Raw genomic sequence first — 13,128 nt, 5'->3', positions numbered from 1 at the left:
CCATGGATGCGGTCCGGGGACGCCGTCAGGGCGCCTCGAGATGACGAAGGAGCCGTTCCATGACGCTTCAGGCTGCCCCGAAGCAGTCCGCCGACAGCAGCGACAGCGGAAGCAAGGCGCTGTACGGCGGAAAGAGCACTCGCCGCGTCACCGTCCACGACATCGCCGCCGCCAAGCAGCGCGGTGAGAAGTGGCCCATGCTCACGGCCTACGACGCGATGACCGCGTCCGTGTTCGACGAGGCCGGTATCCCGGTGATGCTCGTCGGCGACTCGATGGGCAACACCCACCTCGGCTACGACACCACCGTGCCCGTCACGATGGACGAGATGACCCTGCTGTCCGCCGCCGTCGTCCGGGGCACCAAGCGCGCCCTCATTGTCGGCGACCTGCCCTTCGGCTCGTACCAGGAGGGTCCGGTGCAGGCCCTGCGCAACGCCACCCGGCTGGTCAAGGACGCCGGTGTGGGAGCGGTGAAGCTGGAGGGCGGCGAGCGCTCGCTGCCCCAGACCGAGCTGCTGGTGCAGGCGGGCATCCCGGTCATGTCCCATCTCGGGCTCACCCCGCAGTCCGTCAACACCATGGGCTACCGGGTCCAGGGCCGCAGCGACGAGGCGGCGCACCGGCTGCTGCGTGACGCCAAGGCGGCGCAGGACGCGGGCGCGTTCGCCCTCGTGCTGGAGCTCGTACCGGCGGAGCTGGCCGCCGAGGTCACCCGTTCGCTGGACATCCCGACCATCGGCATCGGCGCGGGCGCCGAGACGGACGCGCAGGTGCTGGTGTGGACCGACATGGTGGGGCTGACGGGCGGGAAGGTGCCGCGCTTCACCAAGCAGTACGCGAACATGCGGCAGGTGCTCGGCGACGCGGCGAAGGCGTTCGCGGAGGACGTGGCGGGCGGGGCGTTTCCCGCCGAGGAGCACACCTTCCACTGAGCACGGCCTGGACGCCACGGAGCCGGCCTGAAGGGCATCCGGGCCGTCCGGGTCCGGTCAGCTGAGCCACTCCCGGCACCAACGACAGCCCGCCGATCTTCCCCCGTCGGCGGGCTGTCGGCCGTCCGTGGAGGGGGCGCGGGGTTCGGGCTAGCCTGGAATCGGACTCGGGGACCCGCTCCTCCGCCGGGAGGCGGACGATTATGGCTGGAATCTTCACGAAGAACTTCGACTCCGCGGACGAGACCCGTCCCTTCGATGACGGTACGGGGAGGCTCGAGCTCCTCAACACCGAGCAGGGACCCGTCGGCCGCGCCGTGTTCGAACCGGGCTGGCAGTGGTCCAAGCACGTCAAGTCCATCGCCGGTACCGAGAGTTGCCAGGCCGCTCACGCCGGATACATCGTCAGCGGACGGATGAAGATCGTCATGGACGATGGGGAGTCCGCCGAGGTGGGGCCCGGCGACTACATAGGCGTCAAGCCTGGGCACGACGCCTGGGTGGAGGGTGACGAACCCTGTGTCATGCTCGACTGGGCCGGTTTCGGGGACTACGCCAAGCCCCGGTGACCGGTACCGACGCCGTTCAGCGCGCGGGCATCGCGATCTGCCACACCCTCGTCTCGCTGGGCGGACACCTTCTCGACGGCACCGACGCCGACCGCGGTACCGCACGGCCCTGACTCCGGCGCAAGGGGGTGTCGGTGGGCTGTCGGCAGTCTGTCGGTGGATTGTCGGTGGCGGCTGCCACGCTTCGGCACATGACGCGAAGCGACAAGAACGCCGTCGAGGTACGTGGCCTCGTAAAGCACTACGGCGAGACGAAAGCCCTGGACGGAGTGGACCTCGATGTGCGGGAAGGCACCGTGCTCGGGGTCCTCGGGCCCAACGGGGCGGGCAAGACCACGCTGGTGCGCTGCCTTTCCACGCTCATCGTCCCGGACGCCGGACGCGCCACCGTCGCCGGTCTCGACGTGGTCCGGCAGCCTCGCAGGGTGCGCCGCACGATCGGGCTGACCGGCCAGTACGCGTCGGTGGACGAGAAGCTCCCCGGCTGGGAGAACCTCTACATGATCGGGCGGCTGCTCGACCTGTCCCGCAAGGACGCGCGGCTCCGCGCGGACGAGCTGCTGGAGCGGTTCTCGCTCACGGAAGCCGCCAAACGACCCGCCTCCACCTATTCCGGGGGTATGCGCCGCCGTTTGGACCTGGCCGCGTCGATGATCGGGCGGCCCGCCGTGCTCTATCTGGACGAGCCGACCACCGGGCTCGACCCCCGCACCCGCAACGAGGTGTGGGACGAGGTCCAGCGGATGGTCGCCGAGGGCGCCACCGTGCTGCTGACCACGCAGTACATGGAAGAGGCCGAGCAGTTGGCCGACGCGTTGACGGTCATCGACCGCGGGCGGGTCATCGCCGAGGGCGCCGTCCATGAGCTGAAGGCGAAGGTCGGCGGCCGGACCCTGCGGATCAGGCCCGCCGACCCGGCTGAGCTGGCGCCGATGGCGGCGGCGATCCGCGAGGCGGGACTGGACGGTATCGCGGGCATCCAGGCCGTACCGGACGAGGGCGTGCTGTATGTGCCGATCCTCAGTGACGAACAACTGACCGCCGTGGTCGGGCTGCTGGGCGCCCGCGAGCTCGCCGTCGCCGACATCGGCACCGATCTGCCCAGCCTGGACGAAGTCTTCCTGGCCCTGACCGGCCAGAAGACCGCGTCCGCCACCCACACGATTCCCCAGGAGGTCGCGGCGTGAGCGCCACCACCGTCTCCCCTGCCACGCCTGACACCCTGGTCGGGAAGCACGCGCTCGACGACGACAGCCGGATCGGGCTGCGCGGCAATCTGCGCCACATCGGCGCGCTCGTCCGCCGGAACCTGCTGTGGATCCGCCAGGACCCGGAGTCGATGTTCGACGCCGTGCTGATGCCGATCGTCTTCACCCTGCTGTTCGTGTTCGTCTTCGGCGGCTCTGTCGGGGCGTCCCTGGGCGGCGACCGCGCCACGTACGTGGACTATGTGGTGCCCGGCCTGATGGCGATGATCGGTATGAACATCGCCATGGGTGTCGGCACGGGTTTCAACCAGGACTACCAGAGCGGGGTCATGGACCGGTTCCGGTCCCTGCCCATCGCCCGGTCATCGGTGCTGATCGCCAAGGTCGTCGTCGAGTTGCTCCGGATGTCCGTCGCCACGACGATCCAGCTGGCCGTCGGCTTCCTGCTGGGTATGTCCGTGTCGCAGGTCTGGGGGCTGGCCGCCGCGTTCGGTCTGTCCGTGGTCTTCAGCTCTTCGGTCATGTGGATCTTCCTCACCATGGGCGTGACGATGAAGAGTGCCCAGGCCATTCAGGGCATGGGGTTCCTGGTACTGATGCCGCTGCAGTTCGGATCCTCGATCTTCTCGCCGCCCAGCACCATGCCGGGGTGGCTGCGGACCTTCACCGACTACAACCCGATGTCCTCGCTCGCGGACGCGGCGCGCGGTCTGATCCACGGCGGACCCATCGCACACGATGTGTGGGTGACGCTGATCTGGTCGGTGGCGATCACCGCGGTGATGGCTCCGGTCGCGGTCCGGAAGTTCCGCACGAAGTCCTGACGTGCCGCTCCACGAGCGCGACGGCCTGCTCCGGGGTGAGGCTCCCGCCTTCGGCGGAGCGGGCCGCCCAGCACTCGTCGCCCAGCACGGCGCGGACGGCAAGCTCCGCACGCTCTCGGCCCTCGCGCTCCAAGGTCGTCGGGACATGCCCGGCGGGCAGCAGCCGCCGGTGCGCACCCAGCAACCGGGCCGCGTCGGCGGCTGCGCCGTCCGCGCGGTCACAGGTGGCGGCGGTGCGGTCGATGCCCGCGGCGGGACCTGCCGGACCAGCCGGCCTGACCGGAGCGGCGAGGCGGGCGAGCGCTTCAGCGGCGGTCGGTAGCTGGGTCGCGACCAGATTCGGCGCGACCATCCGGGCGATGGGCGCCAATGCGGACTCCAGCGCCACGTGGACATGGCGGAGCGCCTCCGGGTAACGGCCGTCGAGACAGTCGATCCAGGCCAGCGAGCCGAGCCGGAAGCCGTCGAAGAACGCCAGGGTCTCGGACTGGAACTCGTCCGCGAGCAGCTCCAGTTGCTCGCGGGCTTCGGCCGTACGGCCGTCGAGCCCGAGCAGCATGGCGAAGAAGAGCCGTGCGGTGGGCAGGGCCTCGCCGACGACGCCTTCGTCGGGCTGCGCGAGCACCTCGCGGAAGATGGCCTCCGCCTCGTCGCGGCGGCCGAGCTCGGTGAGCATCGCCGCCTGCCGGGCGTGCAGATACGGCACCTGGCTGTCCGCGCCCAGGCGCCGGGCACGGTCGACGGCGGCGGTGAAGTCCTCGGCGGCGAGTGCGAACTCACCGCGCGTCTGCCGGGCCTCCCCTCGCGCCGACAGCGCTCCGGCGGCTCCCCAGAGGTCTCCGATGCGCTCGAAGATCTCCAGACTGCGATCCGCGTCGGCGCGTGCGTCGCCCGGCCATTCGCCGCGGTTCGCCAGCACATTGGCCCGCATCTGGAGGGCGACACCGAGGTCCCACTCGTAGCCGTACTCCGCACAGCCCCGCACGGTCTCGTCGATGGTGCTGAGCAGCTGCTCCTCGTCACCGGTGAGCACGACAGCGTAGAGCCAGAGTGAACCGGGGAAGCGGCAGGTCTGCGGATGGCCGGGGCGATACGCCGACGCGACCCCGCGCAGCCAGTCGAGCCGCTCGGGTGTCGTCCAGTCCTCGGCCCAGTGCTCCATACTGCAGACCCCGATCAGCCGCACCCCGCGCCGGGCCTCCTCGCGGGACCCGGCGTCGAACGGCGGCGGAGTGTCGGTCACCTTCGCACGCATCGGCTCGGCGGGTACGACGGGCGCCGCGAACGGATCGGGCCCGAGCGCCGCCACGGTGCGCGACCAGTGCCGGGCGGGAGCGCGCAGATCCCGCATCTGCCAGTACCAGGCCAGCGACAGCACGAGGCACAGCGCCTCGTCCTCGTCGCCCGCGGCGGTGGCCCGGTGCAGCGCCGTGTGCAGGTTCTCCCGTTCCCGTTCCAGTCGCGCGATGGCCTCGATCTGTCCGGGGCCGCGCAGCAACGGGTCGGTGCGGCGGGCGAGTTCCCGGTAGTACACGAGATGTGCCCGCTCGGCCTCCGCCCGGTCGCCCGCCTCGTCGAGCCGTTCGGCGGCGTATTCGCCGACGGTTTCGAGCAGCTGGTAGCGCATCGTCCCGTCCGTCGAGGGGACGGCGACGACGAGTGACTTGTCGACGAGGGCGCCGAGCAGGGGGAGGACGTCCCGCTCGTCGGCCACTCGCGCCGACGACGCCTCGGGTTGGCGTATGCCGTGCGGGCCGGACAGCGCGCAGACCGCCTCCGCGGCTTCGAGGTCGCAGCCGCGGGCGAAGACCGCGAGCCGGCGCAGGACGGTGCGTTCTGCCGCGTCGAGCAGGTCCCAGGACCAGTCGACCACCGCGCGCAGGGTCTGCTGGCGCGGCAGGACGGTGCGGCTGCCGCTCGTCAGCAACCGGAAGCGGTCGTCGAGCCGGTCGGCGATCTGCCGTGGCGTCAGCAGCCGCAGCCGGGCGGCGGCGAGTTCGATGGCGAGGGGCAGACCGTCGAGACGCCGGCAGATCTCGGCCGCCGCCGCAGCGGTGTCGTCGTCGACCTCTCCCTCCGCGGCTGCGGCCGCGTCGAGCCGGAAGCCGGGGTTCGCCGCCGCACCGCGTTCCGCGAGCAGCCGCAGGGCCATCGGAGTGGGAAGCGGCCCGACCGGCCGTACCACCTCACCCGGCACACCGAGGGGTTCCCGGCTGGTCGCGAGGACGGTCAGCCCCGGGCACCGCTCCAGGAGCCGCTCGCACAGCGTGGCCACCGCTTCCACGAGGTGCTCGCAGTTGTCGAGTACGAGCAGCATCCGGCGCCGGCCGCAGTGCTCGGTGAGGCGTACCAGCGGATCGCCCCCGTGCCACAGCTCCTCGGCACCGACGCCCCGCAGCACGGTCTCCCGTGCGCCGACGGCGGTGAGCACGGCCTCCGGCAGGTTGCCGGGGTCGCTGACCGGGGCGAGCTCCGCGAGCCAGACACCGTCCGGATACGCCCGGGCCGTCTGCTCGGCGGCCTCCTGGGACAGCCGGGTCTTGCCGGCGCCACCCGCGCCGACGAGGGTGACCAGTCGGGTCCGGCGGAGGTCGCCGCGTATGGCCTCGATATCGCTCTCCCGCCCGACGAAACTGGTCAGCCGGGCTCGCAGGTTCCCCGACGCGGGCACGGTTCCCGAGGCGGGCGCGGGCCGCACCACCACCGGCACACCCTGCACCGGCGCGGACCCGACCACCGGCGCGGGTGCGAGCAGTTCGGCGTGCAGGGAGCGCAGCTCGGGACCGGGTTCCGCGCCCAGCAGGTCCGACAGCTCGCGGCGCACGGACTCGTAGGCCGCGAGCGCCTCGGCCGGGCGGCCGACCGCGCGCAGGGCGCGGATACGCAGTGCCTGGAGGGATTCGTCCAGCGGGTGCTCGCCGCAGAGGGCGACCAGCGAGGGCAGCGCCTCCCGGGCCCGGCCCAGGGCCATGAGCGCGACCAGCCGGGTACGGCGGGCTTCGAGGCGGCGGGCGTCCCAGCGGGCGGCTTCCGCCGCACGGTCGGGCAGATCGGCGAGCACCGGTCCCCGCCACAGCGCCAGGGCCTCGTCCAGCGGTTCGACGGCCCGGCCGGGATCGCCTTCGGCCAGCGCCTGGGCGCCCTGCTCCGCGAGCCGCGCGAAGCGGTGCAGATCCACGTCGCCGGCATCGGCGCGCAGCCGGTAGCCGCCCTCCGCGGACACCACCTCCGCATGCCCGAGAGCGCGGCGGGCCCGGCCGACGAGAGCCTGCACGGCGCCTGCGGCGTTGGCCGGGGAATCGCCGTCCCATACCTCGTCCACGAGCATCCCCACCGGCACGGTGCGTCCCGCGCGCAGCGCCAGCACGGTCACGAGGGCACGCAGCCGTGTCCCGCCGAGCGCGGCGGGGGTGCCGTCGTCCTGGATGGCCTGTGTGGTGCCGAGTACGCGGTATTGCACCGGCCCATTGTCATCGATCACCGTGAGTCCGACGATGACGCCGAGCCACCCGGAGCGGCTACGCTCGCCCCAGCCTCAACCCCAGTCCAGGCACCAGCCGCACGCCCCATCCCCAGGAGCCCGCCCCATGGCCACCGCCGCGACCCGCAGCAGCGATCGGCGAATCTCGCCCGTCTTCCTCGGAATCGCCGCGATCATGGCGGTGACCGGATGGGCCGTGTGGACCGGCTTCGCACCGAACCCCGGGCTCGCGGTCTTCCTCTTCGTGACATCGGCGTGGATCGTCTCGCTGTGCCTGCACGAGTACGCGCACGCCCGCACGGCGCTGCACGGCGGTGATCTCACCATCGGGGCCAAGGGCTATCTGACGCTCAACCCGCTCAAGTACACCCACGCCCTGCTGAGCATCGTGCTCCCGGTGATCTTCGTGATCATGGGCGGGATCGGCCTGCCGGGTGGCGCGGTGTTCATCGAGCGGCACCGTATCCAGGGCCGCTGGAAGCACAGTCTGATCTCGGCGGCCGGACCGCTGACGAACGTGCTGTTCGCGATCGTGTGCACGGCACCGTTCTGGCTGGGCGCGCTCGACGGGGTACCGATGGCGTTCCGCTTCGCGCTGGGCTTCCTGGCGCTGCTCCAGCTGACCGCCGCGATCCTGAACTTCCTGCCGGTCCCGGGGCTTGACGGGTACGGGGTGATCGAGCCGTGGCTGCCCCACGGGGTGCGCCGCCAGGTGGAGCCGTTCGCCCCGTTCGGTCTGCTGGCGGTGTTCGGCGTGCTCTTCATCCCCGAGGTGAACCACGCCTTCTTCGACGCGATCGACACGCTGCTGCGCGGTCTCGGGGTGACGGATGTGGACTCGTACTGCGGGCAGAACCTCTACCGCTTCTGGACCGTGCAGAACCCGGTCTGCGAGACGTTGACCAGCGGGTGAGGACTCAGCCGGCCTTGGCGCGGCGGAAGTAGTAGATCGCCATGTTCGAGGACACACCGGCCATCAGCACCCAGACGATCCCCAGCCAGCTGCCCTGGACGAAGGACACCACCGCGGCGGTGGCCGCGAGCAGGCAGATGACGAGCGCGTAGAGGGCGAGGCGGGGCATGGGGGCGGGCTCCTGTCCGGTGACGTGTCTCCGGTCCAGTGTCCCCCATGCCCGCGGGGCGTCCGTCCTGGGTCAGACGTCGGTCACCCGCAGGCCCGCGTGGGCCTTGTAGCGGCGGTTCACCGAGATCAGGTTGGCGACCAGCGACTCGACCTGGTGGGCGTTCCGCAGCCGTCCCGCGAAGACGCCCCGCATACCGGGGATGCGGGCCGCGAGGGCCTGTACGAGGTCGGTGTCGGCACGCGACTCGCCCAGCACCATCACATCGGTGTCGATCTCCTCGATCGACTCGTCCTGGAGCAGCACGGCGGACAGGTGGTGGAAGGCCGCCGTGACCCTGGAGTCGGGCAGCAGGGCGGCGGCCTGCTCGGCGGCGCTGCCCTCCTCCGGCTTCAGCGCGTAGGCGCCCTTCTTGTCGAAGCCCAGCGGGTTCACGCAGTCGATGACCAGCTTTCCGGCCAGTACCTCGCGCAGCGACTCCAGCGTCTTGGCGTGACCGTCCCAGGGCACGGCCACGATCACCACATCGCTGCGCCGCGCGCACTCGGCGTTGTCCGCACCCTCGATGCCGAGGCCCAGCTCGGCGGCTGCGCGCTCGGCGCGCTCGGCCGCCCTGGAGCCGATGATCACCTTCTGCCCGGCTCGGCCCAGCCGGTACGCGAGGCCCCGGCCCTGGTCCCCGGTGCCGCCGAGGACCCCGACGACGAGGCCGGAGACATCGGGGAGCTCCCAGGGGTCCTTCGGAGCTGGCTTGGGGGCGGCGGCGTTGTCTTGAGAAGTCATGTGCCGACCTTACGTGTACGGGTTTCGCGTACACCCCACACCATGGGGGTCCTTGGGGCAGGATGCCGGGACATGGATGCCGTACGTGTCGCACTGCTGCGGGAGGTGCTGGCCGGGACCGCCTGGCCCGCCGAGGCCCGGCGGTTCGCGGGTGTACTGCGCTCGTCCGTCGTACCGCACGGCGGGGGGCTGCTGCTGGTCGGAACGGCGGAGTACGAGCCCTGGCACCTGGCCGCCCACCTCGTGGACGAGGCCGCCTGGTCGGGCCAGCCCGCGCTGGCCCCGACGCTGGTGCGGCACCGGGTCCGAGCGGGTGATCCGGCGCATCTGGCCGTGGGGCTGGCCCGGGTGGAGGCGGCTGGGCGGGGGGAGACGGTGCTGCTGGTCGCCCCGGAGCGGCCGGACGCGGCACTGCTCGAAAGGGTGCACGACGCACGCCGCTCCGGGGCGACGGTGCTGTCCCTGGACGCCGGTGACCCGGAGGTGCGGGGTCTCGCGCATGAGGCGCTGACGGTGCCCCGATCCGCGGAGGTGGATCTGGACACCGTCCAGCACCTGATCAGCGCGGCGACCGGCGAGAACGGCGCCCCGCCCGGTCACCGCCGCCACGGGGGCCTGCGGGCCCGCCTGTTCCGCCTCGCCGACCATCTGACGGCCCCACCGCCCCCGCGCTGGTAGCGGCAGGCGGGGCCGGGGCCCGCTCGGGCTAGGGGCTACTCGGGGGCACTCTCCCCCCGGGGGGCGTCGTGCCAGCGGGGGTCGTTCTCCCACTGGAGGTTCTTCTCGCGGGCCGTCTCCATCGCGTGCTCCGCCTCCGTCCGCGTCGTATACGGCCCGAAGCGGTCCTTCGCCGGGCACTCCGGCCCCTCTTCGACCTTCTTGTGCTCCAGGCAGTAGTACCACTCGCCCGGCTTGCCCACCGTGCGCTTCTTGAACAGGGCCATCCTCGGCTCCTTCCTCTGTCGCCATGCTGCCTGCCCCGCGGGGCTCCCGCTACGCCGCAGAGCATGTGCGGGACCCCCGGATAGACTCGCTGGCATGTCTGGCCAGTCGCTGCTCGTACCAGGGGAGCTCTCTCCCACCCGTTCCGTCCCCGGAAACATCCGGCGCCCCGAGTACGTCGGGAAGCCCATGCCGAAGCCGTACACCGGCGCGGAGGTCCAGGACGCCGAAACGATCGAGCGTATGCGCGTCGCGGGCCGCATCGCCGCGCGGGCGATGGAGGAGGCCGCGAAGCTCATCGCACCCGGGGTGACCACCGACGAACTGGACCGGGTCGCGCACGAGTTCATGTGCGACCACGGGGCCTACCCGTCCACCCTGGGTTACCGCGGCTTCCCGAAGTCCCTGTGCTCCTCCGTCAACGAGGTCATCTGCCACGGGATCCCGGACTCGACGGTGCTGCGGGACGGCGACATCGTGAACCTGGACGTCACCGCGTACCTCAACGGCGTGCACGGCGACAACAACGCCACCTACCTCTGCGGCGATGTCGACGAGGAGTCGAAGCTGCTGGTCGAGCGCACCAGGGAGGCGCTGAACCGGGCGATCAAGGCGGTCCGGCCGGGCCGTCAGGTCAATATCATCGGACGGGTCATCGAGTCGTATGCGAAGCGGTTCGGCTATGGCGTCGTGCGCGACTTCACCGGGCACGGGATCAATTCCTCGTTCCACTCAGGGCTGATCATCCCGCACTACGACAGCCCGCACGCGACGACCGTCATGCAGCCGGGGATGACCTTCACGATCGAGCCCATGCTGACGCTCGGCACGCATGAGTACGACATGTGGGACGACGGCTGGACCGTGGTGACGAAGGACCGCAAGCGGACCGCGCAGTTCGAGCACACCCTGGTGGTGACGGAGACGGGCGCCGAGATCCTGACGTTGCCCTGAGGCGGAAACGGGGTAGGAATTTACCGACAGGTCGTCGGGAACCAGTTGACTTAGGTATGCCTAAGTAGGAGCATCCTAGCTGGTACCCGCCCCCATCGGCCCACGCCACCGGAGGTCCGCATTGGACACGCTGGACACGCCCACGCCGTTCTCCACGCTCATCCGTGTCGCGTCGCACGAGCAGCACACGGAGGCGGAGACCTCGACGTTCATGAGCGATCTGCTCGGCGGGAGGCTGGGAGTGGAGGCGTTCGCGCGGTACACGGAGCAGCTGTGGTTCGTGTACGCGGCGCTCGAAGGCGCGGCCGAGTCGCTCAGGGCGGACAGGGTGGCCGGACCGTTCATACAGCCCGAGCTGTTCCGTACGGCGGAGCTGGAGCGTGACCTGGCGCATCTGCGCGGGACCGGCTGGCGGGCCGGACTGCGGGCGCTGCCCGCGACGGCGGCGTACGCGGCCCGGATCGAGGAATGCGCCCGGGACTGGCCGGCCGGCTATGTGGCCCACCACTACACCCGCTACCTCGGCGACCTGTCCGGCGGTCAGATCATCCGCGACAAGGCCGAGCGTACCTGGGGGTTCGAACGCAAGGGCGACGGCGTCCGGTTCTATGTGTTCGAGCGGATCACCAACCCCGCGGCGTTCAAGCGGGGTTACCGCGAGCTGCTGGACCGGGTGGACGCGAACGACCTGGAGAAGCAGCGGATCGTGGACGAGTGCAAGCGGGCCTTCGACTTCAACGGAGCGGTGTTCCGGGAGCTGGAGGGGGAGTTTCCGCTGAGCGCATGACGGCGTGCGGCAGCCGGAGGCGTTCCGTGCGCCGCAGGGGCGCTATCCGGGTGGCGGTGGCACGGGGCGCGGCGGTGTCCCTCACATAGGACGCCGTGCCGGGCCCGGCGGGCCCGGCAGCAGCGGGGCCGGCCGCGCGCGGGGCCATCCGCACCCGGCCGCCGATCTCCACGATGCCGTCCGGACCCGGGGCGGTCAGGATCTGCGAGCCCCGGCCCTGGGTGATGTTCAGGGCGCGGCCCAGCCGGGCGGTCAGCAGCAGAGCCGCCGCGCCGGTCGCCTCGTCCTCGACGATCCCGTCCCCGCGGCGCGGGAAGGCCCTGGCCCGTACCCGGCCGGCCGCCTCGTCCTCCCACGCCCAGGCGTACAGCCAGCCCTCGCCCGGTGGCGGCGTGGGCAGCGCGTCGACCTCGGCGGCTGAGCCGTACTGCTCCAGCAGCCGAGGCGGCGCCCACTCGGCGCGGGCGCTGATCCAGGTGAACTCGCCGTCGTCGCGCGCCCACACCTCACCGGCGGGCGGCTGCACGGTCTCCAGGTCCAGCAGCCAGGCGACTCCGACCAGCGGATGCCCGGCGAACGGCAGCCGCACGCCGGGCGTGTAGATGTCGACGGTCCCGCGCTCGGGATCGTCGACGAACACCGTCTCGCTGAAGCCCAGTTCGGCCGCCAGTGCCTGCCGGGACTCCCGGTCGGGCCAGCGGCGCGGGTCGCGTACGACTCCGAGGGCGTTGCCGAACCGGCCGTCGCCGGCGCAGAAGACCTGGAGCACGTCGAGTTCGTCCACACCGGCATTGAAGCACCCGGGCATATGCGAGCGCCGCCCTCAGCCGAAATCGGCCGGAGCGGCGATCGTCACACCCGGGAGCGTCAGTTACGGGTCTCAGCGCGGCGGCGCACCGCGAACACCACGCCCGCGCCCGCTGCGGCGAGGGCACCCGCGGCGGTCAGAAGGGCGCCGCCGGGGACCTCGGAGCCCGTGGTGGCGAGGCTGCCGGTGGTGGTGAGCCCGCCGCCGGCCGTGCCACCTCCCACCGTGCCGCCGCTGGCGCCGCCGTCCGTCGAGGACGAGGCGTCCGCGGTCGGTGCGGCGCCGCCGGACGGGTCCGTGATCGGCAGGGCGGCGTCCTTGTCGAGGGTGAGGGTGACCGTCACCGGGTCGATCGGCGTGCCCGGCTGGTAGAAGGACTCGCCGTTCGGGCCGGCGAACTGCGCGGCGCCCGCATCGGTGAGCTTGGCGGGGAGGTTCTTGAGGGTGACGACACCCTTCTTCGCACGGAAGTCGGCCTTGCCGAGGTCGAGCTTGGCGAACGCCACGTCGTTCGACGTGCCCTTGGCGGTGGCGACGTCGGCGATGAGCGTGCCGGACGACTTGCCGGTCGTCTTCACCTTGATGTCACCGATGGTCCAGTCGATGCCGTGCGCGGCGCAGGCGAAGCGGACCTTGCCGCCGAAGGCGGCGTGGGGGGGGTGCGCACAGGGGGGGGTAAAGGGAGAGTAAGACAAAGAAATGATATACGGGAAAGTGTGGGGTGGGGCAACCGAAACAAGGGTGTGAGACACACA

13 protein-coding genes and 1 pseudogene are annotated in these 13,128 nt (G+C 71.5%); 8 read left to right on the top strand and 6 right to left on the bottom strand.

Annotated elements, in window-relative coordinates; all coding sequences use genetic code 11:
* Positions 1–59: 59 nt before the first annotated feature.
* The 4 genes from panB (at position 60) to ACFWI9_RS03685 (ending at position 3,536) form a co-directional block, all read left to right on the top strand.
* On the top strand, positions 60–935 hold the full coding sequence (panB, locus tag ACFWI9_RS03700; RefSeq protein ID WP_387158856.1) for a 3-methyl-2-oxobutanoate hydroxymethyltransferase: 876 nt from the start codon (positions 60–62) through the stop codon (positions 933–935).
* A gap of 203 nt (positions 936–1,138) precedes the next feature.
* Complete coding sequence (locus ACFWI9_RS03695) at positions 1,139–1,504, top strand: cupin domain-containing protein (protein ID WP_387158855.1); 366 nt, start codon at positions 1,139–1,141, stop codon at positions 1,502–1,504.
* 191 nt (positions 1,505–1,695) lie between these two features.
* Positions 1,696–2,691, top strand: coding sequence for an ATP-binding cassette domain-containing protein (locus ACFWI9_RS03690; RefSeq protein ID WP_387158854.1), 996 nt, complete (start codon positions 1,696–1,698; stop codon positions 2,689–2,691).
* Complete coding sequence (locus tag ACFWI9_RS03685) at positions 2,688–3,536, top strand: ABC transporter permease (RefSeq protein WP_387158853.1); 849 nt, start codon at positions 2,688–2,690, stop codon at positions 3,534–3,536. The genes ACFWI9_RS03690 and ACFWI9_RS03685 overlap by 4 nt, the downstream gene beginning before the upstream one ends.
* Here ACFWI9_RS03685 and ACFWI9_RS03680 read toward each other — a convergent pair.
* Positions 3,484–6,996 carry a BTAD domain-containing putative transcriptional regulator gene (locus ACFWI9_RS03680; protein ID WP_387158852.1) on the bottom strand — a complete coding sequence of 1,171 codons (3,513 nt, stop codon included), beginning with the start codon at positions 6,994–6,996 and terminating at the stop codon, positions 3,484–3,486. The genes ACFWI9_RS03685 and ACFWI9_RS03680 overlap by 53 nt on opposite strands.
* Positions 6,997–7,123: 127 nt before the next feature.
* On the opposite strand from ACFWI9_RS03680, the gene ACFWI9_RS03675 reads away from it, so the two are divergent.
* Complete coding sequence (locus tag ACFWI9_RS03675; RefSeq protein ID WP_387158851.1) at positions 7,124–7,930, top strand: site-2 protease family protein; 807 nt, start codon at positions 7,124–7,126, stop codon at positions 7,928–7,930.
* A 4-nt stretch (positions 7,931–7,934) separates the two neighbouring features.
* On the opposite strand, the gene ACFWI9_RS03670 is transcribed toward ACFWI9_RS03675, so the two are convergent.
* Both ACFWI9_RS03670 and npdG read right to left on the bottom strand, forming a co-directional pair.
* The gene (locus ACFWI9_RS03670; RefSeq protein WP_387158850.1) at positions 7,935–8,099 is read right to left on the bottom strand and encodes a hypothetical protein; all 165 of its coding nucleotides are present in this window, start codon (positions 8,097–8,099) and stop codon (positions 7,935–7,937) included.
* Between the two features lie 72 nt (positions 8,100–8,171).
* Positions 8,172–8,882 (bottom strand): NADPH-dependent F420 reductase, encoded by a 711-nt coding sequence (gene npdG, locus ACFWI9_RS03665; protein ID WP_387158849.1) that lies wholly within the window; start codon positions 8,880–8,882, stop codon positions 8,172–8,174.
* A 72-nt stretch (positions 8,883–8,954) separates the two neighbouring features.
* On the opposite strand from npdG, the gene ACFWI9_RS03660 reads away from it, so the two are divergent.
* Positions 8,955–9,560 carry a hypothetical protein gene (locus ACFWI9_RS03660; RefSeq protein WP_387158848.1) on the top strand — a complete coding sequence of 202 codons (606 nt, stop codon included), beginning with the start codon at positions 8,955–8,957 and terminating at the stop codon, positions 9,558–9,560.
* Positions 9,561–9,595: 35 nt separating this feature from the next.
* On the opposite strand, the gene ACFWI9_RS03655 is transcribed toward ACFWI9_RS03660, so the two are convergent.
* Entirely contained in the window at positions 9,596–9,826 is a 231-nt protein-coding gene (locus ACFWI9_RS03655) for a hypothetical protein (protein WP_387158847.1), read from the bottom strand.
* Between the two features lie 94 nt (positions 9,827–9,920).
* Between ACFWI9_RS03655 and map the strand changes: the two genes are divergently transcribed.
* Positions 9,921–10,778, top strand: coding sequence for a type I methionyl aminopeptidase (gene map, locus ACFWI9_RS03650; RefSeq protein ID WP_387158846.1), 858 nt, complete (start codon positions 9,921–9,923; stop codon positions 10,776–10,778).
* Positions 10,779–10,899: 121 nt separating this feature from the next.
* Positions 10,900–11,565, top strand: coding sequence for a heme oxygenase (biliverdin-producing) (locus ACFWI9_RS03645; RefSeq protein WP_387158845.1), 666 nt, complete (start codon positions 10,900–10,902; stop codon positions 11,563–11,565).
* A 136-nt stretch (positions 11,566–11,701) separates the two neighbouring features.
* Here ACFWI9_RS03645 and ACFWI9_RS03640 read toward each other — a convergent pair.
* Both ACFWI9_RS03640 and ACFWI9_RS03635 read right to left on the bottom strand, forming a co-directional pair.
* Positions 11,702–12,373, bottom strand: a pseudogene (locus ACFWI9_RS03640) (PhzF family phenazine biosynthesis protein); the annotation flags it as partial.
* 59 nt (positions 12,374–12,432) lie between these two features.
* Positions 12,433–13,068, bottom strand: coding sequence for an HtaA domain-containing protein (locus tag ACFWI9_RS03635; RefSeq protein WP_387158844.1), 636 nt, complete (start codon positions 13,066–13,068; stop codon positions 12,433–12,435).
* Positions 13,069–13,128: the final 60 nt, after the last annotated feature.

The sequence above is a fragment of the Streptomyces sp. NPDC127084 genome (assembly GCF_042724175.1).
Classification (GTDB): domain Bacteria; phylum Actinomycetota; class Actinomycetes; order Streptomycetales; family Streptomycetaceae; genus Streptomyces.
Note: the sequence above shows the minus strand (reverse complement) of the source record. Positions and strands in the feature narration are given on the sequence as shown.